24 protein-coding genes and 2 tRNA genes are annotated in these 25,534 nt (G+C 40.5%); 19 read left to right on the forward strand and 7 right to left on the reverse strand.

Annotation, left to right across the window (positions count from 1 at the left end):
* Positions 1-255: 255 nt before the first annotated feature.
* From SPD53_RS15370 to SPD53_RS15405, 8 genes are all read left to right on the forward strand, one after another.
* Positions 256-332: transfer RNA gene (locus SPD53_RS15370), tRNA-Met, on the forward strand.
* Between the two features lie 34 nt (positions 333-366).
* Positions 367-443, forward strand: a tRNA-Asp gene (locus SPD53_RS15375).
* A gap of 172 nt (positions 444-615) precedes the next feature.
* Positions 616-1,584, forward strand: a complete 969-nt coding sequence (thiL, locus tag SPD53_RS15380; protein WP_336253089.1) for a thiamine-phosphate kinase — start codon at positions 616-618, stop codon at positions 1,582-1,584.
* A gap of 63 nt (positions 1,585-1,647) precedes the next feature.
* A complete protein-coding gene (tsaE, locus tag SPD53_RS15385; RefSeq protein WP_370459774.1) occupies positions 1,648-2,052 on the forward strand; it encodes a tRNA (adenosine(37)-N6)-threonylcarbamoyltransferase complex ATPase subunit type 1 TsaE in 405 nt (134 codons plus the stop codon).
* 13 nt (positions 2,053-2,065) lie between these two features.
* The gene (tsaB, locus tag SPD53_RS15390) at positions 2,066-2,773 is read left to right on the forward strand and encodes a tRNA (adenosine(37)-N6)-threonylcarbamoyltransferase complex dimerization subunit type 1 TsaB (RefSeq protein WP_156856917.1); all 708 of its coding nucleotides are present in this window, start codon (positions 2,066-2,068) and stop codon (positions 2,771-2,773) included.
* Positions 2,766-3,215 (forward strand): ribosomal protein S18-alanine N-acetyltransferase, encoded by a 450-nt coding sequence (gene rimI, locus SPD53_RS15395; protein ID WP_156856918.1) that lies wholly within the window; start codon positions 2,766-2,768, stop codon positions 3,213-3,215. The genes tsaB and rimI overlap by 8 nt, the downstream gene beginning before the upstream one ends.
* Positions 3,212-4,222 (forward strand): tRNA (adenosine(37)-N6)-threonylcarbamoyltransferase complex transferase subunit TsaD, encoded by a 1,011-nt coding sequence (tsaD, locus tag SPD53_RS15400; protein WP_156856919.1) that lies wholly within the window; start codon positions 3,212-3,214, stop codon positions 4,220-4,222. The genes rimI and tsaD overlap by 4 nt, the downstream gene beginning before the upstream one ends.
* Positions 4,223-4,448: 226 nt before the next feature.
* On the forward strand, positions 4,449-5,630 hold the full coding sequence (locus tag SPD53_RS15405) for an FtsW/RodA/SpoVE family cell cycle protein (protein ID WP_156856920.1): 1,182 nt from the start codon (positions 4,449-4,451) through the stop codon (positions 5,628-5,630).
* A gap of 73 nt (positions 5,631-5,703) precedes the next feature.
* Here SPD53_RS15405 and SPD53_RS15410 read toward each other — a convergent pair whose 3' ends face one another.
* Positions 5,704-7,035: a hemolysin family protein gene (locus tag SPD53_RS15410; RefSeq protein ID WP_188856917.1), complete on the reverse strand. Its 1,332-nt coding sequence runs from the start codon at positions 7,033-7,035 to the stop codon at positions 5,704-5,706.
* Between the two features lie 18 nt (positions 7,036-7,053).
* Positions 7,054-8,976 (reverse strand): ABC-F family ATP-binding cassette domain-containing protein, encoded by a 1,923-nt coding sequence (locus tag SPD53_RS15415; protein ID WP_156856922.1) that lies wholly within the window; start codon positions 8,974-8,976, stop codon positions 7,054-7,056.
* Between the two features lie 146 nt (positions 8,977-9,122).
* Here SPD53_RS15415 and SPD53_RS15420 point away from each other — a divergent pair, with 146 nt between their 5' ends.
* Together SPD53_RS15420 and SPD53_RS15425 are read left to right on the forward strand one after the other, a co-directional pair.
* Positions 9,123-9,758, forward strand: a complete 636-nt coding sequence (locus SPD53_RS15420) for a redox-sensing transcriptional repressor Rex (protein ID WP_336253090.1) — start codon at positions 9,123-9,125, stop codon at positions 9,756-9,758.
* Between the two features lie 177 nt (positions 9,759-9,935).
* A complete protein-coding gene (locus SPD53_RS15425; protein WP_336253091.1) occupies positions 9,936-10,904 on the forward strand; it encodes a hypothetical protein in 969 nt (322 codons plus the stop codon).
* Between the two features lie 51 nt (positions 10,905-10,955).
* Here the strand turns inward: SPD53_RS15425 and SPD53_RS15430 are convergent, their stop codons facing one another.
* Positions 10,956-11,672, reverse strand: a complete 717-nt coding sequence (locus tag SPD53_RS15430; RefSeq protein ID WP_156856925.1) for a CPBP family intramembrane glutamic endopeptidase — start codon at positions 11,670-11,672, stop codon at positions 10,956-10,958.
* A gap of 444 nt (positions 11,673-12,116) precedes the next feature.
* On the opposite strand from SPD53_RS15430, the gene groES reads away from it, so the two are divergent.
* From groES to SPD53_RS15445, 3 genes are all read left to right on the forward strand, one after another.
* Complete coding sequence (gene groES / locus SPD53_RS15435) at positions 12,117-12,401, forward strand: co-chaperone GroES (protein WP_156856926.1); 285 nt, start codon at positions 12,117-12,119, stop codon at positions 12,399-12,401.
* A gap of 222 nt (positions 12,402-12,623) precedes the next feature.
* Positions 12,624-14,255 carry a chaperonin GroEL gene (gene groL / locus SPD53_RS15440; protein ID WP_156856927.1) on the forward strand — a complete coding sequence of 544 codons (1,632 nt, stop codon included), beginning with the start codon at positions 12,624-12,626 and terminating at the stop codon, positions 14,253-14,255.
* A gap of 539 nt (positions 14,256-14,794) precedes the next feature.
* Complete coding sequence (locus tag SPD53_RS15445; RefSeq protein WP_336253092.1) at positions 14,795-15,196, forward strand: hypothetical protein; 402 nt, start codon at positions 14,795-14,797, stop codon at positions 15,194-15,196.
* Positions 15,197-15,370: 174 nt separating this feature from the next.
* Here the strand turns inward: SPD53_RS15445 and SPD53_RS15450 are convergent, their stop codons facing one another.
* Complete coding sequence (locus SPD53_RS15450) at positions 15,371-15,658, reverse strand: hypothetical protein (protein WP_336253093.1); 288 nt, start codon at positions 15,656-15,658, stop codon at positions 15,371-15,373.
* Between the two features lie 106 nt (positions 15,659-15,764).
* Here SPD53_RS15450 and SPD53_RS15455 point away from each other — a divergent pair, with 106 nt between their 5' ends.
* The 3 genes from SPD53_RS15455 (at position 15,765) to SPD53_RS15465 (ending at position 18,034) form a co-directional block, all read left to right on the forward strand.
* Positions 15,765-15,968, forward strand: a complete 204-nt coding sequence (locus tag SPD53_RS15455) for a hypothetical protein (protein WP_188856913.1) — start codon at positions 15,765-15,767, stop codon at positions 15,966-15,968.
* A gap of 285 nt (positions 15,969-16,253) precedes the next feature.
* Positions 16,254-17,336, forward strand: coding sequence for a TolB family protein (locus SPD53_RS15460; RefSeq protein WP_336253094.1), 1,083 nt, complete (start codon positions 16,254-16,256; stop codon positions 17,334-17,336).
* A gap of 23 nt (positions 17,337-17,359) precedes the next feature.
* On the forward strand, positions 17,360-18,034 hold the full coding sequence (locus SPD53_RS15465) for an alpha/beta hydrolase family protein (RefSeq protein WP_336253106.1): 675 nt from the start codon (positions 17,360-17,362) through the stop codon (positions 18,032-18,034).
* A 243-nt stretch (positions 18,035-18,277) separates the two neighbouring features.
* Here SPD53_RS15465 and SPD53_RS15470 read toward each other — a convergent pair whose 3' ends face one another.
* The gene (locus tag SPD53_RS15470; protein ID WP_156856931.1) at positions 18,278-18,592 is read right to left on the reverse strand and encodes a hypothetical protein; all 315 of its coding nucleotides are present in this window, start codon (positions 18,590-18,592) and stop codon (positions 18,278-18,280) included.
* A 133-nt stretch (positions 18,593-18,725) separates the two neighbouring features.
* Here SPD53_RS15470 and SPD53_RS15475 point away from each other — a divergent pair, with 133 nt between their 5' ends.
* The 3 genes from SPD53_RS15475 to SPD53_RS15485 are packed head-to-tail and all read left to right on the forward strand — an operon-like array spanning position 18,726 to position 24,211.
* Positions 18,726-20,675, forward strand: coding sequence for a putative thiazole-containing bacteriocin maturation protein (locus SPD53_RS15475; RefSeq protein WP_336253095.1), 1,950 nt, complete (start codon positions 18,726-18,728; stop codon positions 20,673-20,675).
* Positions 20,672-22,618, forward strand: coding sequence for a TOMM precursor leader peptide-binding protein (locus SPD53_RS15480; RefSeq protein WP_336253096.1), 1,947 nt, complete (start codon positions 20,672-20,674; stop codon positions 22,616-22,618). Before SPD53_RS15475 ends, SPD53_RS15480 begins: the two co-directional genes overlap by 4 nt.
* A gap of 12 nt (positions 22,619-22,630) precedes the next feature.
* Complete coding sequence (locus SPD53_RS15485; RefSeq protein WP_336253097.1) at positions 22,631-24,211, forward strand: SagB family peptide dehydrogenase; 1,581 nt, start codon at positions 22,631-22,633, stop codon at positions 24,209-24,211.
* 445 nt (positions 24,212-24,656) lie between these two features.
* Here the strand turns inward: SPD53_RS15485 and SPD53_RS15490 are convergent, their stop codons facing one another.
* Entirely contained in the window at positions 24,657-24,938 is a 282-nt protein-coding gene (locus tag SPD53_RS15490; protein ID WP_336253098.1) for a hypothetical protein, read from the reverse strand.
* A gap of 216 nt (positions 24,939-25,154) precedes the next feature.
* Positions 25,155-25,475 carry a hypothetical protein gene (locus SPD53_RS15495; RefSeq protein WP_156856934.1) on the reverse strand — a complete coding sequence of 107 codons (321 nt, stop codon included), beginning with the start codon at positions 25,473-25,475 and terminating at the stop codon, positions 25,155-25,157.
* Positions 25,476-25,534 lie beyond the last annotated feature (59 nt).

The following is a 25,534-nucleotide window of genomic DNA, read 5'->3' on the forward strand; positions in this document are numbered from 1 at the left end:
TTCCAGCGCCGATGGTAGTTGAGACTTTGTCTCTGCAAGAGTAGGACGTTGCCAGGCAGATTTTAATTATTATGCATGAATCATAATTGCATATTTTCTATTATCGCGGGGTGGAGCAAAGCCGTAACATCATCGAGAAACATCTCTGAATAGGCTTTGTGAGGAGTGTAAGCTTCTCCGAATTATCCCAAGACACGACGAACAGTCCTTTATTCCTTTATTATGCATGAATCACAATTGCATATTTTCTATTATCGCGGGGTGGAGCAGTCCGGTAGCTCGTTGGGCTCATAACCCAAAGGTCGCAGGTTCAAATCCTGCCCCCGCAACCAAATAACATTTAATTTTTTAAAAAAATAAAATTAGGGTCCGGTAGTTCAGTTGGTTAGAATGCCTGCCTGTCACGCAGGAGGTCGCGGGTTCGAGTCCCGTCCGGACCGCCATTACACATAGTTTATTTGCACAGGATTTCGAATAAGAAATCTTGTTTTTTTGTTTTTAAGTAATTTATCGAAAATATATCGTTAATGAGGGCGTAAGAAACATCTCGAATATTTCTTTTTACATCGTATTTTGCTATGATAGATAATGTAAATAGATGAAAAGGTGAAGGCTATGGACGAGTTTTCCTTAATAGAAGCGATTAAACAAAAACAAAAAACATACAAGCAAGCATCCTTGCAACGGGGGATTGGAGACGATACCGCTGTTTTCCGTGAGGCAGCCGGGGAGCTTGCAATTTCTGTAGATACATTTGTTGAAGGAGTTCATTTTACGGAAAAAACGACGGATCTTTTTCGATTAGGTTACCGTGCGTTGGCTGCAAATTTCAGTGATCTTGCCGCAATGGGCGCGTTACCTATGTATTATTTAGTTTCGATTGTTGTACCGCACAGAATGAAAGAGTCGAAGCTGAGTGAAATATTTAATGGAATGAAACATTTGGCTGATCGTTATAATGCTGATTTAATTGGCGGTGATACGGTATCGGGTAATGAGCTTGTTTTATCTGTTACAGTTATTGGTCAAATCGAACAGGGGAAAGCCAGATATAGAAATCTGGCGGAAGTGGATGATATTGTATTTGTCACAGGAACGTTAGGTGATTCCCAGGCAGGTTTATATATTTTGCAACATGACTTGGAGAGTGTCCATAGGCAGTATTTCATTAACAGACATCAACTTCCTGTTCCTAGGATAGCTTTTGCTAGTTCGCTTGGGAGTATAAAGCGATTAGCATTAAATGATATAAGCGATGGTCTTGGCAATGAGGCTTATGAGATTGCTGAAGCGTCTCATGTTTCGATTATCTTGGATGATAAAAAAATACCCGTTCATCCCGGGCTTGCTGCATTTCCCATGGGACTTCAGGAAAAGTGGAAGTATTTTGGTGGGGAAGATTTTGAACTTGTCGGTACGGTTGCAAAAAAGGATTGGCAGACAGTTCAACAGGTAGCGGAAAAATTAAATCTTCAAGTGACTGAAATTGGTCATGTGATTAATAAAGATGAGCATGCTGTATATCTTAAGAAGAACGGGAATATGACCAAGTTGCAAAAAGAAGGATATACACATTTAAAGTAGGTGGAACATTTGAGTGTGGTAGAATTAATTGCCCATTCCCATGAAGAAACAGAAAAGATTGCGATGAAGCTCGCTAATTTTTTACGACCAGGTGATACACTTACCTTAGAAGGTGAGTTGGGCTCTGGAAAAACAACTTTTACTAAAGGGTTGGCAAAAGGACTTGGGATTACACGTAATGTAAACAGTCCTACATTTACAATCGTTAAGCAATATAAGGGAAGAATTCCTTTATATCATATGGATGTATACCGGTTGGAAGATTCAGATGAAGATATCGGATTTTCGGAATACTTTCATGGTGACGGCGTTTCTGTTGTTGAATGGGCGAAGTTTATTGAAGACTATTTACCTGAAGAACGCTTGGAAATTAATATTGAATATACGGATGATGACCAAACAAGGAAATTGAAGTTAAAAGCGTTTGGTGATCATTATAGTAGCATCTTACATGAGATGAAGGATTAGGGGTAACCAAAATATGAATTTACTTGTCATTGATACATCAAATCATGTCCTCGGCGTTGCCATCATGAAAAACGATCAGGTGATTGGGCAAATCATGACAAATTTGACGAAAAACCACTCGGTTCGGTTAATGCCAGCAATTGATAAGTTGATGGCAGAAGTGGGGATGCGTGTCGAAGAATTAGACCGGATAGCCGTTGCGAAAGGTCCGGGCTCTTACACTGGAGTACGAATTGGCCTAACAACGGCAAAGACACTTGCCTGGGCGCTTGGGACTCCTGTTGTTGGTGTTTCAAGTCTAGAGGCACTCAGTTACCAGGGGCGTTTTTTTGACGGGTTAGTTTGCCCGTTTTTTGATGCGCGCAGGGGGCTTGTTTATACAGGAATTTATGAATGGGAGGGCGGAAACATAACGAATCCCGTTCCTGATCAGAACACCCCATTTGTAAATATCCTGGAAGATTTAAAGGAAAAAGGTAAATCTGTATTATTTTTAAGTCCAGATGTTTCGGCATTTAAAGAACAAATTATAGAAACAATGGGCGAGCTAGCTGTGATTCCAGAAGGTCCTTACCATATAACTAATCCAGCCCATCTTGGCCTTGCAAGTATGACGATGGAGCCGGATAATATTCATGGACTTGCACCGAATTACTTACGTTTGGCCGAGGCGGAAGCGAACTGGTTAAAACAACAAAAGGAAAAAGAAAGCAATGACTAAAATTACGATACGAAAAATGGAAATTGAAGACGTACCCGGTGTACTGGAAGTAGAGAAATCTTCCTTTCCTGTTCCTTGGACATCGGATATCTTTTATCATGAATTAACAGATAATAGGCATGCTTTATATTTTGTTGTCGATTATGATGGTGAGGTTATCGGTTATGCCGGGATGTGGATTGTCATTGATGAGGCACAAATCACAAATATTGCTATTCTACCTGAGTATCGCGGGAAGAAGCTAGGTGAACAATTATTCCATCACCTGATGATGACGGCAATTCGTGTTGGGGCCGTGCAGCTTTCGTTAGAAGTGCGGGTTTCCAATGTAGTGGCACAAAAAATGTACCGTAAATTCGGGCTTCTTCCTGGAGGCATCCGAAAGAATTACTATACAGATGATCAGGAAGATGCACTTGTAATGTGGGTGAGTTTAAAATGAAAAATGATAAAATTATCTTAGGTATCGAGACGAGCTGTGACGAAACTGCGGTTGCTTTAGTAAAGAATGGGACGGAAATACTTTCAGACGTTGTTGCTTCTCAAATTGAAAGCCATAAACGTTTCGGTGGAGTTGTCCCAGAGATAGCTTCTCGCCATCATGTGGAACAGATGACGATGGTACTTGAAGAAGCGATTGAAGAAGCGAAAGTGGAATGGGAGGATATTGATGCAATTGCAGTAACGGAAGGGCCTGGACTTGTCGGTGCCTTGCTTGTAGGTGTCAATACTGCAAAAGCACTTGCCTTTGCGAAACAAAAGCCTTTAGTCGGGGTCCAGCATATTGCGGGACATATTTATGCGAATCGATTCGAGCGGGAATTTGAATTTCCATTGCTTGCCTTAATCGTTTCTGGTGGTCATACAGAACTTGTTTTAATGAAGGAACATGGCGATTTTAAACTGATTGGCGAGACACTCGATGACGCCGCTGGAGAAGCTTATGATAAGGTTGCAAGAATGTTGGATTTACCATATCCAGGCGGGCCAGAGATCGACCGGTTAGCTGCTCTAGGGGAGGAAACAATCGATTTCCCGCGGGCGTGGCTCAGTGAGGACAGCTATGATTTCAGTTTCAGTGGATTAAAATCTGCTGTTATCAACAAGATTCACAATGCGAAACAACGCGGAGAAACATTAAAGAAAGAGGATATTGCAGCAAGCTTTCAGGCGAGTGTGATTGAAGTGTTAACCACAAAAACATTGCGTGCTGCCAAGGAAAAAAACGTGAAGCAAGTAATTGTCGCAGGCGGGGTTGCAGCAAACCGTGGCTTGCGTGCAGAAATGCAAACCCAGTTCGAACGAGCAGAAATTCCACTATTAATTCCACCGTTATCGTTATGTACGGATAATGCTGCAATGATTGCTGCTGCAGGAACCATTGCTTTTGAACAAGGAAAGCGGGACTGCCTTGATTTGAACGCCAATCCCTCTCTCGAGCTTATATAACTGTGGAGTTTACTCGCTCTTATTCACAGCCTTGTGGATATAATGTTGAAACCTTTGTATGACGCTGTTCGTATTGTGAATAAAAACAGGATAAAAAAGCATATTTTTTGTGGATAATGTGGATGGCTTTGTTGATGACCATTGTGAACAACTTTATTCTTTCAAAAGTGTGTGGATAATAGTTGGGGAAAGATAGATTTTAGAAAAGAAGTATGGTGAAGCAGCTATGACAAAAAAACAGTCCTACTTTGTGCAAGCCGATTTATTGATTTTAATCGTTTTATTTATGGTGACAAGTCTTATTGCGATATACAATGCAGCTCAGTTTGAACAATATGCAGAAGAGAATTTTGTTATGAAGCAGATTGTCTGGTTCTCTGTAGGACTACTGTTTGCTGTATCGGTACAATTTTTGGATATGGAACAATTGTATAAGGGTGCCGTATATATATATGCTGCTGGTATTTTAGCATTAGTTATTTTATATGTGAGCCCATCTTCCATCGCTTATTCGGTAAATGGTGCGAAAAGCTGGTTCAACGCAGTAATACCAGGAGTATCCATTCAACCGGCTGAATTCGTTAAATTGACGACGATATTATATTTATCGGTTGTGATTAGTAAACATAAGCAAAAATTTGAAGAGAGCACGTTAAAGTCAGATACGATGCTCTTACTGAAAATGGTTGGGGTTACGCTGCTTCCAGTCGGCTTGATTATGTTGCAACCCGACTTTGGTACAGCGATGGTTTATTTATTCATTCTCGGGATGATGATCATTTTTGCTGGGATCAGCTGGAAGATCATTCTTAGTCTAGTAGCGATTGTTGGTACATTTTTAAGTGGTTTACTTATCTTTATCGTACAATTTCCGGCACTAGCTAAATTGATTGCAGGTCCGAGCAGACATTATCAAATCGACCGTATTCTGACGTGGTTTGATCCCACCCAGTCAACTGAATCGGCCAACTGGCATTTTGACCGGGCCTATATGGGACTTGGTTCTGGACAATTAACAGGGAAAGGCCTTGGTGGGGCAGAAGTATATTATCCGGAAGCGCAGACTGATTTTATTTTCTCCATCATCGGAGAGACATTCGGATTTATTGGCGGTTCTTTCGTGATTCTTTTATACTTTCTATTGCTTTATAAGCTCGTAACACTGGGCTTAAATATGTATAAGTTTGTTTCATTCGCTTCGTATTTCTGTTTTGGCTTCTTGAGTTTGATACTTGTCCATGTGTTTCAGAACATTGGTATGACAATCGGAGTTATGCCAGTAACAGGTATTCCATTGCCACTCATTAGTTATGGTGGAAGTTCCGTGATGGCAACAATGCTTGGAGTGGGACTCATTTACCGGATTGCTGTGGAATATACGATACAGAATGATTATTTATTTAAATAAAAAATGAGCACTCTCCAAGAGAGTGCTCATTTTTTAATTCATAGGTGGCAGGAAAACGAAGAAGAATTGTTTTTTAACTCTTTCTCGTAGTTGTTTGCATCGTAATAAACACTTCTTCAATCCGATTTTCACCTATTTTCGTCGCTTTAAATTCAGCTTTGTTATAAGGGATGACAACTTCCTCATCAGAGGATGGTATATGTCCAAGTTCATGGATAAGAAATCCATTTAATGTATCAAACTCATGAATTGGTAATCCGATGGCAAGCATTTCATCCAATTGGTATAAGCCGATTGTACCTTTAACTACATACTCATTCGTACCGATTTCTTGGAATTCTTCGTTTGCTCCTAACTGTGTGTGGAAAAGAATGTCTTCACTTGAAATTTCTCCGACGATTTCTTCAATAATATCCTCGATCGTTACTAAACCTTCTGTCCCACCGTATTCATCGAGGACAATCGCAATATGGATATTTTGTTTTTTCATACTGGCAAACAATTCATCAATCTTGCGTGTTTCAATGACGAAATACGGTTTCCGCATGACTTTTTTTAAAGAAAAATCCGTGTGACTGAATTGATCAAGATAGCGGAATAGGTCTTTCACATGCAGGATGCCGATAATGTTATCCACATCCCCATCATAAATAGGTAATCTGCTGTATGGGTGCTCATTAATCTCCTTTATTGTTTCCTCTAATGTGGCCTCAACTGGTAGGGCTGCCATGTCAATCCGGTGGGTAATGATATTTGAGACACTTTTATCATTGAACTCAAAAATCCGGTTAATCATCGCTTTTTCTAACCGTTGAATTGTACCACGTTCACCCCCGACATCGACCATCATACGAATCTCTTCCTCGGTAATATCCTCATCCTTAGCATGCGGGTCAGCACCTAAGAGGCGAACAAACCCATTCGTTGAAAAGGTAAGGAATTTTACAAGGGGAGAAAAAATCGTAAATAAGCCGGTCAATGGTCTCGCCACCGCAAGAGATATTTGTTCCGATTTCTGCAGGGCAAGCTTCTTCGGTACAAGTTCACCGAGAACGAGCGTAAAGTAAGATAAAAGCATCGTAATCAGGATGACACTCACGGTGTTTAATGTCGAATAGGGAAGCGGTAAACCGAGTGTATTCAACCATGCGGTAAGTGGGCCTGCGAAGAAATCGGCCGCAAAGGCACTGGCAAGAAAGCCTGCCATTGTAATCCCAATTTGAATCGTGCTTAAAAAACGGCTCGGTTCAGAGATTAAATTAAATAACAGGATAAATTTCTTATGCCCAGCTTCTGCTTGCTGTTTTACTTTATTATCATTCAATCCGATTAATGCAATTTCAGAAGCGGCAAAAAATGCGTTAATTAAAATAAGAATAATAAGTGTCGTTATTGCTATTGTCATAAGGCCAACCTCCAGTTTCTATCCATCTTGTAAATTGGCCCATTCTTCCATTAGTTTTTCCAATTCTTGATTCATCCCATCAACTTTTTTCGTTAATTCTAATGCTTTTTCATGATCTTGGAAGACTTCAGGTTTCGTCATTTCCTCCTCGAGCCTTGCGATATCCAATTCTTTTTCTTCAATTGCTACTTCAAGCTGGGCTATTTTTCTTTCTTTTCTTCTGTTCTCACTTTGCAGCTGTTTTTCTTCCTGAAAGCTCCTGCGTCTGTTATCGATCTTTGGCTTGTCCGTTTTTTCCTTGGAAAGTTTAATGAACTCTTTTTCTTCTTCTATTTTTTCAAGATAGTAATCATAGTCCCCTAGGTATACTTTAATCCCGTTCTTGCTCATTTTCGCGACTTGGTCTGTAATGCGATTAATGAAATAACGGTCATGGGAAACAAAGAGGATTGTACCAGGATAGTCCATTAATGCTGCTTCCAGCACTTCCTTACTGTCGATGTCCAGATGGTTTGTCGGCTCATCAAGTATAAGCAGGTTAGCCTTTTGCATCATTAGTTTTGCCAGGGCGAGCCTCGCTTTCTCTCCACCACTTAACTGATCGACCGTTTTTAAAACGTCATCTCCACTAAATAAGAAATTGCCTAGTACCGTGCGGATATCTTTTTCCATTACAAGCGGGTATTCATCCCATAATTCCTGCAGGACTGTTTTATTGGAGGAAAGATTCGCCTGTTCCTGATCATAGTAGCCGATTTTCACATTTGTCCCCAGTTCAAAGGACCCGTTCGTTGCCTGGAGCTTGCCGATAAGAATCTTAAGTAAACTCGTTTTACCAACCCCGTTCGGTCCAATAAGGACAACCCGTTCGCCGCGGGTGAGGCGGAGGTTTGCTTGCTTGAAGGTATATTCATCTTCATCCGGATAGCGGAGGGAAAGGTCTTCTATTTTCAAGACATCATTTCCACTTCTTCTTTCTATATCGAAAGAGAAGGACATAGAAGCCTCGTCTCCAAGCGGTCTGTTCACCCGTTCCATTCGTTCAAGCTGTTTCCGTCTGCTTTGCGCCCGTTTCGTAGTAGAGGCACGGGCGATATTACGTTGGACGAAATCTTCCATCCGTTTAATTTCTGTTTGCTGCTTTTCAAATTCTTTCCGTTCCCGTTCGTAGTCGGCTGCTTTTTGTTCGAGAAATTTACTATATGTCCCGTGATATTTCTTCGTCTCATGTCTTGAAATTTCATAGACGAGGGATACGGTTTTATCAAGGAAGTAGCGATCATGGGAAACAATGACAACTGCTCCTGGATACCCGCTTAAATAGGATTCGAGCCAGCCTAATGTTTCAATATCTAAATGGTTGGTCGGTTCATCAAGAAGCAGGAGTTGTGGCTTTTGCAGGAGCAGCTTGCCGAGAGCGAGCCTTGTTTTTTGGCCGCCACTAAGTTCACTAATCATTGTATGGTAATCATAGTCCTGGAAATTGAGTCCATTCAATACTGCCTTAATCTCAGCTTCATACGTATAGCCGCCACCGGTCTCGTAAGCGTGCTGCAGGCGATCATACTCTGATAGTAAACTTTGATATTCATCATTTGAAAGCTTCTCAGTATCTTGCAATTTCTCTTCTATCTTCCGTAAATTCTCTTCTTGTTGTTTTAAATGGTCGAATACGGTGACAAGCTCATTCCAGATTGTCTTGCCGGATTTTAATTCCATATGTTGTGAAAGGTAGCCGATAGTAAGTTCTTTCGGCTTAATAAGTTCCCCGGTATCATAAGAAAGTTCGCCGGCCATTATTTTTAATAAAGTAGATTTCCCAGCCCCGTTTCTCCCAACAATTGCTATTCGATCAAGATCTTTAATTTCAAGTTTTACATTTGATAAAATGGTTTCCGAACCAAAGGATTTCGAAAGTCCATTCATTTGCATTAAAATCATACATTCACCCCATTATATGTATTGTAACGCAAAAAGCAGAAGAAGGAAATTATATGTGAAAATAATCACGACATTTCGCTCGTTTTCTGGTAGAATAGACATAAGTATAACTATTATTATCGTTATTAATGAAATGAGGAACAGATATGAGACAAAACAAAATACCACAAGCAACAGCAAAGCGGCTTCCGTTATATTATCGCTATTTAAATAATCTGAATCGACAAGGGAAAAAACGGGTTTCTTCAAAGGAACTATCAGAAGCAATCAAAGTTGACTCCGCTACAATCCGTCGTGACTTTTCATACTTCGGCGCTTTAGGAAAGAAAGGTTACGGCTATAATGTCGAATACTTGCTCGGATTTTTCCGCAGTACACTCGACCAACATGAAACGACAGAGGTTGCTTTAATCGGTGTCGGTAATCTAGGTACCGCCTTTTTAAATTATAACTTTACGAAAAATAATAATATCCAAATCAAAATGGCCTTCGATAGTGATGAAGAGAAAATCGGTCAAATTGTCGGGGGTGTTCCAGTTTACGGGATAGATGAAATGATGGAGAGAATTGAGGGAATCTCTGTCGCGATCCTCACTGTACCTGTATCGGAAGCTGATGTTATTACAGAAAAATTAGTTAAAGCAGGGATTGAAGGAATCTTGAACTTCACACCTGTTCGTATTACAGTACCGGAAGATGTGCGCGTTCATCATATCGATTTAGCGATTGAACTACAGGCACTTGTTTACTTTTTGAAGCATTATCCATTGCAATCAAAATAGAGCACACATAAAGTGAAACTTTATTCAGTGGGGAATTCCTTACCTCCCACTGAATGTTAGTTGAACAGAATCAGGTATTTACGGACTGTTTATCCCCTTTACATATTGGGCTTCCCTCATGTTTAGAGGTGGGGGTATTACAGACCGTTAATACGTGATAAAGAAACAAGAAAGATAGTGAAACGGGAGAAAATAGTAGGGGCGTGGGAAAACGTGTTGAATCGTAAAATATGGACAGGAGTATTGCTTTTACTCTCCTGTCTGTTTTTAGCAGCTTGCTCGAATAATACAGAGGAGAAAGAAACGGAATCAGAGCAAGAGGTTGAAGCAGGGGAGGATGTATTTTTTGCTGTCCTTGAGGATAATGTTGAAGCGTTGATGGCAAAGGACTTGGACGGTTATATGGAGACAATTCACGGGGAATCTCCTGCTTATGAATCAACAAAGGAGACGATCACTGAGTTCTTTGAGTATTCATTGGATATCGAGTTGGCAGATCTTGAGATGAAAGAACAATCTGAGGATGAAGCTGTCGTCCACTATACACAACGTACGATTGAAAAAGATTCAGGCGACTTCGAGAACAACGAAACAAGAGGAGAACATATTCTTCGTCCAGACGACGGTAAATGGAAAATTTATGAGTCGGAAATCTTCGAAGTCAATCCACTGCCTGAGGAAAGAGAAGAGGTTGAGATGACTGGAGATTATGTGGAAGTAATTTCTAGTCTTCCTACTCCTTTTGATGAGGAAGAATGGATGCTTGCCGGTTATGATGAAGCGGAAGGGGAAGCAACCGCTGAATACATTCCGGTTGCGGAAACCTTAGGGAATTACAGTGCAATCATCACCTATGATTATTATGAAGATGGTAATGAACGAAGCGGGCTTGCGAATTTCATTGATGTGCTGGAGCTAAGCTTACAAGATATGACAACAGGAGAATTTGATTTTGAACGTCTCTATGCAACGGAAAGTGAAGTCATGTACCAATTCCGTGTAGATGGGGATGCAAAAGAACCAAATCAAGAAGAAATCGGCCGCATTTTCGTTAAAGATGAGGACTTATATCTTGTACGCTATACGGTAATGGAAGAAATGATTGAAGATACGGATGAAATCATTACGATGTTAAATGAAATATAATAAAAAAGCGGGAGATGACGTTTGAATAGTCCGTCAGGATCCCGCTTTTTTTCATACCCAGCTCAACAAAATTGTCTGCAACTGTTCAAGCTGATCAATCATTTTTTGGATTTCTTCTGGTGTTAAGTTATACTGCTTATAAACAACGTAAGAGTTCATCCCTGCATGGACGATAATCGGAACGATAATCCGTTTTGTTTTTACATAAAGGAAAGCAAATACGAGTCCCATTGCTGTATACATAAGAAGATGGGAAAAGTCTACATGAAAAGCAGCAAAGACGAGTGCTGATAGTATAGCGGCGAAAAAGAAGTTCATGCGCTTATAGAGACTACCGAAAATAATCTTTCTAAAAATGATCTCTTCAAGGATTGGCGCAATAATTGCTGGAATCAAAATGAAGAGCATATTTGCCCGGGCATATTCCATAATCCCCATTGTGTTCTCCGATCCTGCTGGGATGCCGAAAATAAAGATTTCAATCATTGCTGCAATTGTTTGAGCAAAGAAGGCTAGAAACACCCCAAATATGGACCAAAGGATAACGGAAGAAACGGGGGAAGCATCCCGGTGTGCTGGCATTTTCATGTCTGGCCTCATTAGCCATAACGTAACGAGCAGTCCAGCAGTAAAACTAAAAATCGACCAATAAATCATATTTTGTGAATAACTTTCGGGGAAATATAATTCCATATACAACGCTACCGGAAGGGCGGAAAACTGCATAACCAAATACGTCACAATCACATACCAATATCTTTTCGGCAAACCCAACGACTCCTTCTATATAAAGTGAAACTTCATTCAGTGGGCGTTCTTTACCCCCTGAATGTTGGTTGAACAGAATCAGGGATTTACGGACTGTTTATCCCCCACCTTCACATATCGGGTTTCCCTCATGTTTAGAAGTGGGGCTATTACAGACCGTTAATCCGTGATAAATTCACATAAATGTATTTTAACATAAATCGGGACATGGGGTCAGAGCATTTGTCCCATTACATTCTTATCTTTACCCAATTATATGTTCAAATCCTTATTAATATCTATTTCCAGCTCCTTTTCCAGTTAAAAATAGAAAATCACAAAAATTAAACATACATCGCTTGCATTTTTTTGACTTATTACTTATTATAATAATTGGAGTTAGCACTCGAGCGAAGTGAGTGCTAACAAAAATATAAAAACTTTAGAATCAAGGAGGAGTTCTAGATGATTAAACCATTAGGAGATCGTGTTGTTATCGAACTTGTAGAGCAAGAAGAAACAACAGCAAGCGGAATTGTACTTCCAGACTCTGCACAGGAAAAACCACAAGAAGGTAATGTAGTAGCAGTAGGTTCTGGCCGTGTAACAGACAGTGGTGAAAAGATTGCACTGGAAGTGTCTGAAGGAGACCGCATTATTTTCTCTAAGTTTGCTGGAACAGAAGTGAAATACGGCGGGAAAGAATATTTGATTCTACGAGAAAGTGATATTCTAGCTGTTATTTCATAACTCAATTAACTTATACTTAAGAAACTTAAAACATATATCAATAGAGTGTTCAAAAAGGAGGATAAAAGGACCGAGGTCGGCTAAGTATGCGATTCGTTTTGCAACACCGACACTAGCACGGGACGTGGACGGTTTTAGTAGAACCTCTTTTTCTCAAAGTGTCATTTTTACCGGACTTTTTGAACAACCTTTAATAATAGAATTTAGGGAGGAAATGTAACCATGGCAAAAGATATTAAATTTAGTGAAGACGCACGTCGTGCAATAGCTCGTGGGGTAGATACATTAGCAGATGCAGTGAAAGTTACCCTTGGACCAAAAGGACGTAACGTTGTATTAGATAAGAAATTCGGTGCACCTCTAATCACGAACGACGGTGTAACAATCGCAAAAGAAATCGAACTGGAAGATGCATTCGAAAACATGGGTGCACAGCTCGTATCTGAAGTAGCATCTAAAACGAACGATGTAGCAGGGGACGGTACAACAACAGCTACAGTTCTTGCACAAGCAATGATCCGCGAAGGACTGAAAAACGTAACTTCTGGTGCAAACCCAGTAGGTATCCGCCGCGGTATTGAAAAAGCTGTTCAAGCAGCAGTAGAAGAATTAAAAAATGTTTCCAAGTCTGTAGAGAACAAAGAGTCTATCGCACAAGTTGCAGCAATTTCTGCTAACGATGAAGAAGTAGGAGAGCTAATTGCTGAATCGATGGAGCGCGTTGGGAAAGACGGCGTGATCACGATTGAAGAGTCAAGAGGTTTCAATACAGAGCTTGACGTTGTAGAAGGTATGCAATTTGACCGCGGATATGCTTCCCCGTACATGGTAACAGACCAAGATAAAATGGAAGCAGTTCTAGAAGATCCATATATCCTAATTACAGATAAGAAAATCAGTAACATCCAAGAAGTACTACCAGTTCTTGAAGAAGTTGTTCAACAAGGCAAGCCATTACTTCTTATCGCAGAAGATGTAGAAGGTGAAGCACTAGCAACATTAGTTGTGAACAAACTTCGCGGAACATTTAACGCAGTTGCGGTTAAAGCACCAGGATTCGGTGACCGTCGTAAAGCAATGCTTGAAGACATCGCTATACTAACTGGTGGTGAAGTAATTACAGAAGATTTAGGACTTGACTTGAAGAGCACTACAATCGAACAACTTGGACGCGCTGCTAAGGTTGTTGTTACAAAAGAAAACACAACAATCGTTGAAGGTTCTGGCAGCCCAGACCAAATCGCAGGCCGCGTAGCACAAATCCGTGCACAAGTAGAAGAAACTACTTCTGAATTCGATAAAGAAAAACTACAAGAGCGTCTTGCGAAATTAGCAGGCGGTGTTGCAGTAATTAAAGTAGGAGCTGCAACTGAAACAGAATTGAAAGAACGTAAACTTCGTATCGAAGACGCACTGAACTCTACACGTGCAGCAGTAGAAGAAGGAATTGTTGCTGGTGGAGGTACTGCACTTCTTGAAGTTTACAAGAAAGTTAACGAACTAGAGCTTGAAGGTGACGAAGCAACTGGTGTTAATATCGTACTTCGCGCAATCGAAGAACCAGTTCGTCAAATCGCAGACAACGCAGGTCTTGAAGGCTCCATCGTCGTTGAGCGCTTGAAAGGCGAAGAAAACGGCATCGGCTTCAACGCAGCTACAAACGACTGGGTAAACATGATTGAAGCTGGTATCGTAGACCCTGCAAAAGTTACACGTTCTGCACTACAAAACGCAGCATCTGTAGCAGCTATGTTCTTGACTACTGAAGCTGTAGTTGCTGACCAGCCAGAAGAAAACGCTGGCGGCGGAATGCCTGATATGGGCGGTATGGGTGGAATGGGCGGCATGATGTGATAGCCGTCTAACATCTTGATATATAAGGGTTTTTGAGTTAAATGAGAATGATTGGCTAACATTCGATACATTAAAGTAGTAGGCTTCTCATAAGTTGATCAAACTTTTGAGAAGCCTCTTTTTTCTATTGCTTTGTAACGCGAGATAAATATTTCTTGTTGTTACTTTCTGGAGTATGACCAAATCTATCCATAGTTTCTTCCAAGTCAATTGTGGCCATGTCAAGAAAAGAGGCATACGTATGTCTTAGTGAATGAGGAATTTTATACTCTTGTCAATCTATGCATAAAGTCATTCTATTTTAATTAATCTTCTTTTCTCTCTACGTAATGAGCTTCAATATGCACTACTTGAGAATGCTGCACCATTACAAAGATTTAGAACACTAACCCATATATATCCTGCTAATGGATAATTGAATAATAATAGATGATTGCAAAAGCGAGTAAGGGAAAAATTTGAGATTATTATTTAAAGAATGTAAGATAAAATGTCATTAAATATTAATATAAGAGAGTGTGATTAAAGTGTTAGAATTAATGACGAATCCTATGATACAAAATTTACTAACTAACTTTATTTATTCTGGTATTCAAAAAGGTGGAAAAAAGCTTATCTCAGACAATCTGAGCCAACAATTTGAAACTGCAATTCTTGATGCTTTCGATAAATTTTCTGAAAAATACCCAATTATAAGTTTTCAAAAAGAAAAAACGTACAGACAAAGTGAGAATTTAAAATATACATTAAAATATCTTCATGAAGAAGGAATATTAGAACAACATATTTATCTTGATTTTAGCAAGGAATTTAGGAAAAGCTATTTAGATATTTCAGATGAACAAGGGGATATCTACTTTGATTTGTATGATATTAATCAAGAAACCTATGAGGAAAAGTTTTCCGAAGTGGAGGAGCTGTTTAGAAAAGCGCAAGAATAAATGGTGCGCACCGCCACGAACTTCCGACGCGCAAGAAATGAATGAGAGGAAGGCCGACTAAAAACAGCCTTAGCCAACTTAGATATGCGAAGTGTCATTTTCACTGGACTTTTTAATAATCTCTAAAAAAATAACAGCAAATCCCGGGGTGGGGTTTGCAGTTTTGGATTAGATTTATTTTTTCCTTGGTACTAAATCCGCTATATAGTCAAAGTAAAAGTTCCGTTTCCCTCTTTTAATAAGGATGATCATCGTATGGATAAATAATACGGCCCAGATCATGATGAGAAATGCAAATATAATCACAGTGGTCCATACGTGATAAGGATAAAGGTTTGAATTTATATCCAACTCGATACTAGTAAATATATTTAGGATCCATGATGTTGCTAAAGGTAAATATAGCGCAAAGGATCTTTTCAGCAAGGACTGCCACGCAGGTGCTCTTCCATCGATATTCATTAGTTTAAAACGCAGTATATTTGTTCTGTTTCCATCTCGAAAGAACCTGATTGCCAAGGGTGAAAAAATAAAAGAAAGTTCTTTGGTACCTCCATTGTCGCAATTATTGGCTGTGATTATAGACTATCTGTTAATTAAGATTAGCTGGTCTCTTGCAGCTGGACTCTTTTTAACAAACGGATTTGCAGAATTTGTTTATAAATCGATTTGCTTTTTTATTCTTTTCCTTGTTGTTCCACTTCTTTGGGATGGAAAAACAATTGGAATATTACAGCAAAAACCTCATTTGAGCAATGACTTTTTTCAGTAAACCTTCAATTATTTGAAGGTTCGATACCTCATGCCACACTTAATAAAACAGATAGGTTCGGTATTTTAAAAAAAGGGTTTTTGCTGAACTGATCCATTCAATTCAATTCCTCGACCAATTATTTCGCCATGTCATTTGAACTTGCAGTTGTAACTAAAGAGGGACAATGCATACTGCCCACTCTTCTTAAATATAATGTTCTGAACGTCACTATTGTATCAAGAGCATTTTAAGAAAACTCCATATTGTTTTCATTCATAAACTAGAGAATGGGTGGGGAAAGAAATGACTAAAAAGATTCCAGACCTTTATGTCCACCAGCGTACGATTAGTGATTATGATTATGAACCAAATCATAATCAAATAAGTGTGATTGTCGAATATAACGGATCGGTACGAGTAGAAAAGTGGAATCTAGATCAGAGAGAACCTGAGCAGCCATCTTTTATATCAGAAAGTATTACGTTTGTAAAATATGTTAAGGGCACTTCAGATTTAATTATCGGGATGGATCCTACTGGGAATGAAAGGGAGCAATTATATCTCCTTAAGCAAAATAAGACGCTCATCCCTCTTACCAAATCGCCTGAACATGTACATCGGTATGGGGGAAGCTCACCTGATGGAAAATGGATTGCCTGGTCCAGTAATCGACGGAATCCTGCCTTTTTAGATATTTATATCCAGAATCTCGAGACTTTTGAAACTCATCTAGTCTTTGCTGAAGACGGTATATTTTCTGTAGTAGCATGGTTTCCTAATGGAAATGCACTATTAATCAGAAGAACGAACTCTCCGCTGGATCATGATTTAGGAATTTTATCTCTTTTAACTGGAAACATCGACTGGATTACAGAGCATTCAGATGAAACAAGTTACCGTGATATCCATTTTAGTCAGGACGGGGAAGATTTATATTTATTGTCAAACAAAGATAGTGAATTCTACGGACTGATGCGCATTCATCTGCCTACGAAGCAAATAACTTCGTTGCGACAGGGGGAATGGGATTTTGAAGGGTTGGCATTTAATAAGGAAAACAACCAGTTTGCTTTTACCGAAAATCAAGGTGGAATCTCAAAAGGTTATTTTTTTGATTTGAATAAAGGGACACTTTCTACATGGGAAAACCCTATGGGAGTGATAACCAATCTCACCTTTTTACCCCAACGACAAATGCTGCTTTTTAAATTAAATGGACCTGCGCATCCCTCTGAACTATGGTCACTTCACCTTTCAACCCTTAAGGCTCAACCGTTAATCAATACAAGCAAACCTCTCTTAGGAAAACTAACGGAGCCAAGACTACTATCCTATCGTTCATTCGACGGTCTTCAAATCCCTTTTTTTACTATAAACCAAAGTTAACTGCCGAGAAACGCCCAATTATTATTTATCTTCATGGCGGACCGGAAAGTCAAAGCCGGGCGTCCTTCAATCCCCTTTTGCAATTCTTACTAAATCAGGGCTACGCCGTCACAGCACCTAATTTCCGTGGAAGTACAGGCTATGGAAAGTCGTATACCCATCTGGATGATGTACGGAAACGGTTGGATGCGGTTAAAGATGTGGTCTCCCTAGTGGATTGGCTTAAACAAGATCCAGCTATTGATACGAGTAAAATTGCTCTTCTCGGAGGCAGTTATGGTGGATTTTTAACGCTTGCGGCAATTAGTCACTATCCTGATTTATGGGCTGCTGCAATTGATATTGTTGGCATGTCGAGCCTGCGAACATTTATCCAAACTACGAGTCCATGGAGAAAGCGGCTTAGAGAAATTGAATACGGTACGGTTGAACAAGATGGGGATTTTTTTGATTTGATTGACCCTTTGAATCATGCTGACGAGATTACTGCTCCCTTGTTAGTCTTCCACGGTGTAAATGATCCACGTGTTCCCATTGGAGAATCAGAGCAAATCGTCTCTAAACTGAAGCAACGCGGACATCCCGTTACCTATCATCGCATGGAAGGGGAGGGGCATAAAATAGTGAAACCAGAGAATGAAATTTATGTTTACTCTCTCGTAGCTGCTTTTCTTGAGAAATATATGGGCTGTGATTAATATAATGGCGCTCATCATCCACCTTCGTTCTCAAAATATTAACTTTTGGTCATCTAGGCTCTCAATCACTTTGGTTGGGGCCTAATTTTATTCGATAAATAAAATGTATTGATTTTATCAGTTCCGTAAAATAGGCTCCTGTATTAGTAACCACACCCATCTGTTGTACATAATTTGTTGATGAGTACTCGAAAAATAATAATGGTTATCTGGAAAACACTTCTTACTTGATTAACATGGCAGCTATCGTTTCAGTTTAGAAGACCTGACTTTTAATTTAAATTTAGGGGGAAAAGAAAAATGAATAATTTTCATAATGAAATTCAAATGTTGAATGTTGACGACTTTCAAGCGACTCAGGCAATACCTTGGGAGTAAAATCAGTACGATATGAATCAAGAGCTCATTGGATTTGGTTTTGGTGGATGTTTCGGCTTTGGCGGCTGCTTTGGCTTCCGGTGCTTTGGTTGTGCTCGTTGTTTTCGATGCGCTAATTGCTTCAGATGCGGTCGCTGTCACGGCGGATTTTGGTAAGCCCTTAAATTGTTTAGTATTCAATTTTAGAAGCCTCCTGCATTTTTGCAGGGGGCTTTCCCTAAAAAAACAGGACATAATGGACAAATTACGGTACATACGATGAAAGTGGCAGTATTAATGAACAATTATGGTCAAAAGGATAAGGAGGCTAGAGATGCCGAAATTGAAACCTTCTATGCGTCTAAAAGTGAAAAGGGACACGTTTTATCTCCCGGAACCAAACCGAGGAGTATATTTTCGGAACAATTCAAGTTCTTTCCGCATTGAAGGCAGTGGGATCGATCAGTGGGTTGAAAAACTGTTACCGATGTTCAATGGGGAGTATACATTAGAATATTTGACTAACGGATTACCTGACCCTTACCGAAACCGGGTCTTTGAAATTGCAGAGGTACTTTATGAGAATGGATATGTTCGTGATTTAAGTCAGGATCTACCGCATCAATTGTCGGATTATCATCTTAAAAAGTATGCATCTCAAATTGAATTTGTTGACAATATAGTTGGTTCCGGGGCAGCCCGTTTTCAAAGTTTTCGTCAGGCTAACGTGCTGGCAGTTGGCTCTGGTCCTATGTTAAATTCTGTTGTTTCTTCTTTGCTTGAGACTGGTTTGACTAAGATACAGGTGTTAGTTACAAACGAGGTTCCGACCAATAGACAGAGGTTAAATCAACTCGTGGAGCATGCACGAATCAAAGACCCAGAGGTTAACTTGAAAGAGTTCTCGCAAAAGCAGGAGAGTTGGCGAGAAATAGTGGAGCCTTTTGATTCCATATTGTATGTGAGTCAGAAGGGAGAACTAGAGGAACTTAGACAACTTCATACGGTTTGCAGGGAAGAGAACAAAATGTTTCTCCCAGCTTTATGCCTGCAGCAAGTAGGTTTGGCAGGTCCACTCGTACATCCGGATTCCGAGGTGTGTTGGGAAACGGCATGGCGTCGTTTACATGAATCCGCTTTATCTAAAGATAGGAAGTCTCAAGGCTCCTCCGTAAATTCTGGTTCATTGTTAGCTAATATGATTGTATTTGAGTTGTTTAAAAAGATTACAGGAGTCACAGAATTGGAAAAGAATAATAGGATTTTTCTTCTAAATCTGGATACATTAGAGGGAAAATGGCATGCATTTTTGCCTCATCCTCTGGTGACAGGTGATATATCTGCTGAATGGGTTCAAAATGTCGAGGACCGGATTCACACAGATATAGAGGAAGTTGAATCAGGTAATTTACTTCTTTCTTTCGATCAGTTAACATCAGCGGAATTAGGAATCTTTCATATTTGGGAGGAAGGTGACTTAAAGCAGCTCCCGTTAGCTCAATGTCGCATTCAGGTAGTGGACCCGTTGTCGGAGGGACCAGCTGGGCTGATGCATGAGGATGTCTGCTCAGGTTTGACTCATAAGGAAGCACGCCTGGAGGCAGGACTAACAGGAATTGAATCATATGGGGAGCGAATGGCGAGCTTGATTGTTAATGCGCTGCCACTTGAAAATGGTTCAGTAGTAGCGGATGAAATGATCGGGATTGGAGCTGGTGAATCGTTTGTGGAAGGTGTTGGACGTGGGTTACAAAAGTGTTTGAGAGAGGAGCTTCGCAAGCAACAATTTAATCAGAAGTATTCTGTTTCCCGAGTGCAGTTGAATTCTATAGAAGATGAAAAATGCCGGTTCTATTTAGAGACATTAACCACGATGCAGGGAGCACCAATTATCGGGATAGGAAAGGAAGTATTTGGTTTTCCTGTAATATGGATAGGTGCGGAAGATGAGTGGTATGGCAGTATAGATTTAAATGTAACAATGGCGTTACGAAGGGCTTTACAGCAGGCAATTAGCAAAGTGCAAAATAAATCGGATTCCTCGAGCAACCTAATTTGTAAGGTATCATCCTCATCCATCTATTTAGAAGAGAACTCACCAATTAGTCTTGATATTCCCGTGTGTGAAGAGAGGATACAAGCCGACATTCTACAAGGAGCCATGGAAAGATTGAAATGGAATGGTAAACGGGTCTTCGTAGCCGAATATGGGCTTGAACCTGTTTTTAAAGAGCGACTAGCCGGAGTGTTTGGTGTCTTGCTGCGAGAGGGGGATTCACGATGAACTCCTTCGTGTTGATTGTCGGAGAAGGGGTGCTGGCTGATTGTGTAAGTCACGAACTGTCAGCAAACTATCCAATTATACGTAAGTCCAATCTCGGTGAAGGTATTCTAAGTTATACGGATTTGGTGCTGTTTTTGGATGATGGTTGGAGACCCTCCGTTCATCAAAATGCGGAAGAAGTATTACAAAAAACTAGTACTCCCTGGCTCAGAGGCTTTGTTTCATTTGGTGAAGGTATAGTGGGCCCGCTTGTACAACCAGGTGCAGCAGGCTGCTCTCAATGTGCAGATATACGGCTTCTTATGGGGAGTCGGGATCGAATAGAGATGGTTGAGGTAAAACAAAGACTTGAACTGGACAGAGGAATGGAAAGTGATCCGTGGGCTTCACGTACGGGACTTTTACAAATGGCTTACGTGATAGGTGGAGAGGTACAGAATTTATTGCGGGGGGATCGGGTTTATTCAGAAGGCAGGGGTTATTCAATTGATTTGAAAACACTGAAGAGCTCCTGGCATTCTTTTTTGCCCAACCCGTTATGTCCGGTCTGTGGTCAATTACCCGACGATTCGCGAGACTTAGCCCATGTTTCACTGCAACCAAGTCCGAAGATAAGTTCCAGCAGTTTCCGCAGCCGTCGGTTGGATGAGATGAAGGAAGATATTGTAAATGACTATCTGGATAATCGTACTGGCATTTTAAACAGTAAAATGTATGACCTAGTTACTCCATTTGCTGATGCGAGTGTTAATCTGCCTATGTTAGCAGGGGACGAAGGAACAGGTGGCCGGACCCATTCATACGAAGAGAGCGTATTGACAGCCATTTTAGAAGGGGTGGAGCGGTACTGCGGAATAAAACCGCGCGGCAAACGGACTGTGGTCCATGATAGTTATCGTAACTTAGAAAATCAAGCACCTCATCCTTTGAGGGTAGGCGTACACGCAAAGGAACAATATGCGCAGCCTGGTTTTCCATTCAAGCCGTTTGATCCTGACCGTTCCATTGATTGGGTATGGGGTTATTCGTTTTTAGAGGAGCGTCCTATTCTAGTCCCAGAGCTCCTTGCTTATTACAGTGTTGGACACGGAACAGAAGGTTTTGTCTATGAAACTTCAAATGGATGTGCGCTTGGAGGAAGTTTAGAAGAGGCTATTTTCCATGGAATTATGGAAGTGGTCGAGCGTGATTCATTCTTAATGACATGGTACGCAAAGCTTAATCTTCCACGAATTGATCCTTTTACAGCTAACGACCAGGAGTTGGAATTAATGGTCGAGCGGATGCGAGTGGTCGCTGGGTATGATTTGTATTTGTATGACGCTACGATGGAACACGGTATTCCAAGTATTTTTGCAATAGCTAAAAACAGAAAGGAAAAGGGACTAAATCTCATTTGTGCAGCCGGGGCTCATCTGGATCCGGTGCGGGCGGTGAAAGGCGCAATTCACGAGCTTGCTGGCATGATGCTCAACCTCGATGAAAAATTTGAAGCGAACAAAGAGGAGTATGAAAGAATGCTACATGATTCATCCTTGGTGCGGCAGATGGAAGATCACGGCATGCTTTGCGGTTTGCCGCAAGTAGAAGAGCGTTTTAGTTTTTTGCTTGACGAAAATGGTCCAATGCGATCCTTTAATGAGGAGTTTAATTGGAAGTCGGATCATGCGGATCTTACCGATGATTTGCAAGATATTTTTCAGGTGTTCCGCCAGTTAAACCTTGAAGTAATTGTGGTAGATCAGTCGACTCCGGAAACGATACGAAACGGATTGTATTGCGTAAAAGTACTGATTCCAGGGATGCTGCCGATGACATTCGGGCATCATCTTACCCGCTTAACAGGACTTGAGAGGGTCCTTCGAGTCCCGATGGAGCTTAAGTTCACGAAAGAACCATTGACAATCGAACAACTCAATCCACATCCGCACCCGTTTCCTTAAAGGAGGTAGAGGATGAGTCTGGAAGAATTTCTGCACAATTTGCATTTTGATATTGATAAAGCAAATCAGCCGAACTGGGAAGTGGATTGGGAGGATGCACCGCTTGCATATAAACTTTACCGTGGATTACCGGTCGCTCCATTGTCCGAAGAAGTACCACTGACGCTTACTGGTGGAGAACCTTCTGCAAAACTGGATATCAATAGAGTTGGCCATTTTCTCTGGTATGTATTCGGATTGACTCAATTGAGTCAATCCGTCTTGCAAATAGATTCGACAGATCAAGATACCTTTCCGATGCAGTCCTATAGGCGTTATGCTCCATCTGGCGGGGCGCTATATCCTAACGAATTGTACGTTTATTTAAAGGTAGAAGGACTCCCGGATGGAGTTTACCATTATGATGTAGCACATTACAGCTTGGTGTTGCTGCGGGAAGGAAATTTCGATTTCTATTTAGCTAGAGCTCTGGGGAATCGGTGTGACATCCCCTCGTGTTTCGGTATTGTCTTTGTCTCGACAATGTTTTGGAAAAACTTTTTTAAATACAACAACTTTGCGTATCGACTCCAAGGGTTAGATGCTGGTGTGTTGATTGGACAGCTAATGGAGGTAGCGAAGCGGTTTGGCTTTGCCACAGGTGTGTACTTTCAATTTCTTGATACCGCAATAAATCATCTGCTTGGACTATCTGATCTGGAGGAGAGTGTATATAGTGTAATTCCCCTGTCGGTGGAAGCCACCAACTGGTCTATGAGCGGAGAGGACCGCCACAAAAATATTATAGCGGATGAATTGAAACAAGAGCTGCCAGCAATTCAAACCAATCATTTCGAGCGGTCACTACGGATCAAAGAATATCCGATGATAACTGCAATGAATAAAGCATCTAACCTAGAATCTACATGGTCATTTCGAGAAATAAAGGGGAGGACAATTGCAGAATATGGGGAGAACACGGTGACATTGCCTCATACAAAATCCTTGCCCTATGATCTCCTCGCGGAAATATGTAAAAATCGATTTTCTCCAGACATGGATTTCGTATTGGAGAAGGTGGATCAACAACAGTTGGCTGCCCTTCTCCAAGAAGCAATGGCTGCTTTTTCATACAGAAATGATTTGGATGTTGCGTATAACAATGATCCGCCTCGTGTAACAATTTACAGCAGTTTATACATGGTTGAAGGAATTCCAAATGGGGCGTACTATTATGATAGCACCGAACACATGTTAAGGGAAATTCGTCCCGGAGACCATCGACTTCATTTGCAGAATGGAATGTCTTTTAATAATGTAAATTTACTCCAGGTTCCAATTTGCCTGCATGTGGCAGGTGATAAGGATTTCTATAAGAAAGAACTAGGATACAGGGGTTACCGAATACAGCAGATGGAAGCAGGTATGCTCGTGCAACGATTGCTTTTGGCTGCGTCGGCCCTTGGGATGGGAGGACACCCGCTGCTAGGGTTTGACGCTAATTTGAGTGATGAACTTTATAAAATCGATCGACAAGGAAGGACCAGCCTAATCCAGCTCCCAATTGGTCCCTACCGACCACGTCCAATGCTCAAGGGAAGCTTGCACGGATAATGTAGCTTGCAGGGAGTTAGGGAATTCCATGTATTAACGGTCTGTAATATCCCCACTGAATGAGTTTCACTTTTAGAAAGTTAAAAGTCTGGGTATTTATAACGCAATAAACGGTAAATCCCCGTTAAAGATGGTACTGCCAACAGCATCTTTAACGGGGATTTACCGCACATTTATAAGAGAAGAGCTTTCATACGTTTACTGAAATTAGTGGGAGACCCACTTTTTTTAAAGGAAAGTATAAAATAAAAATGCTGAGATAACATAGGTATCCAGGATTAGCCACGTCCGGCTCCAGCGCCCAGCAACTAGCAAACTTCACACTCCTCCAATCGATAAGTCAACATCAACTCACTATCGTTCGTTGTGTTTCCTTTATCTCATTCCAGAGTGCTCTAGTTTGTACGTTGCTAAACGGGCGCTTGCGCCTTTGCTCATGTCATCTTCATCGTTTTTTGTATAGTTTCACTTGGGATAAATCATTCATATCTCTGATTGTCGGATTGATTCCTTTTTTAATTAAATCTTCTAATCTACGGACAGCTTTTTTGAATTCAAAGTCAGATATCTGTTTTGTAGCTAAAAGTGTACATAACATAGCATATGCAATCGGAGTGGTATCAACATTGACTTCTATATCGACATCGGAATTACCGCTATAATCAATGGTAGATCGTGTATCGTTTCTAAAATCAATTGGATGGACATTGCTTCTTGCGTTTTCCAAGTAACATCTCTCCTTTCTTCACGCATTAACGGTCTGTAATACCCCCACCTCTAAACAAAAGGGAAAACCAAAATGTTAAGGTGGGGGATATACAGTCCGTAAATACCTAATTCTGTTCAACTAACATTCAGTGGGGGGTAAAGAATTCCCCACTGAATGAAGTTTCACGTTATAAGAAAAAAGTGGGATAATAAAGCTATCCCACTAATCGTTCATTTAACGACATCTTTTTTTTCTTCTGCGATGGCGTTTTCTACGGCGATGGTCATGATCTTTTTCATCATCTTCTTCACGGGATCTAACGTTAACATTTGAGTTGCCGCTTCTGATAACTTTTGCAACGTTTAGATTACGGTTTTTGTTTTTCAAATCATTATCATTATCATTGTCATTTCTGTTATCTAAATCGATATCACTATCAAAATCACTATCAAAATCAAAATCTACATCTACATCTGTATCTTCATGACCTCTACCGTCAGAGTAAAAATACTCTTGGTTTCCATCTTGATCATATTTTCTTTCGTACTCAGACATATCACTTTCCCCTCCTTTTCATCGTTCTACTATACTATATACATAATTAATTTTTATGA

The sequence above is a fragment of the Oceanobacillus sp. MO10714A genome, assembly GCF_037072045.1.
In the GTDB taxonomy this organism is placed as follows: Bacteria; Bacillota; Bacilli; order Bacillales; family Amphibacillaceae; genus Oceanobacillus; species Oceanobacillus indicireducens.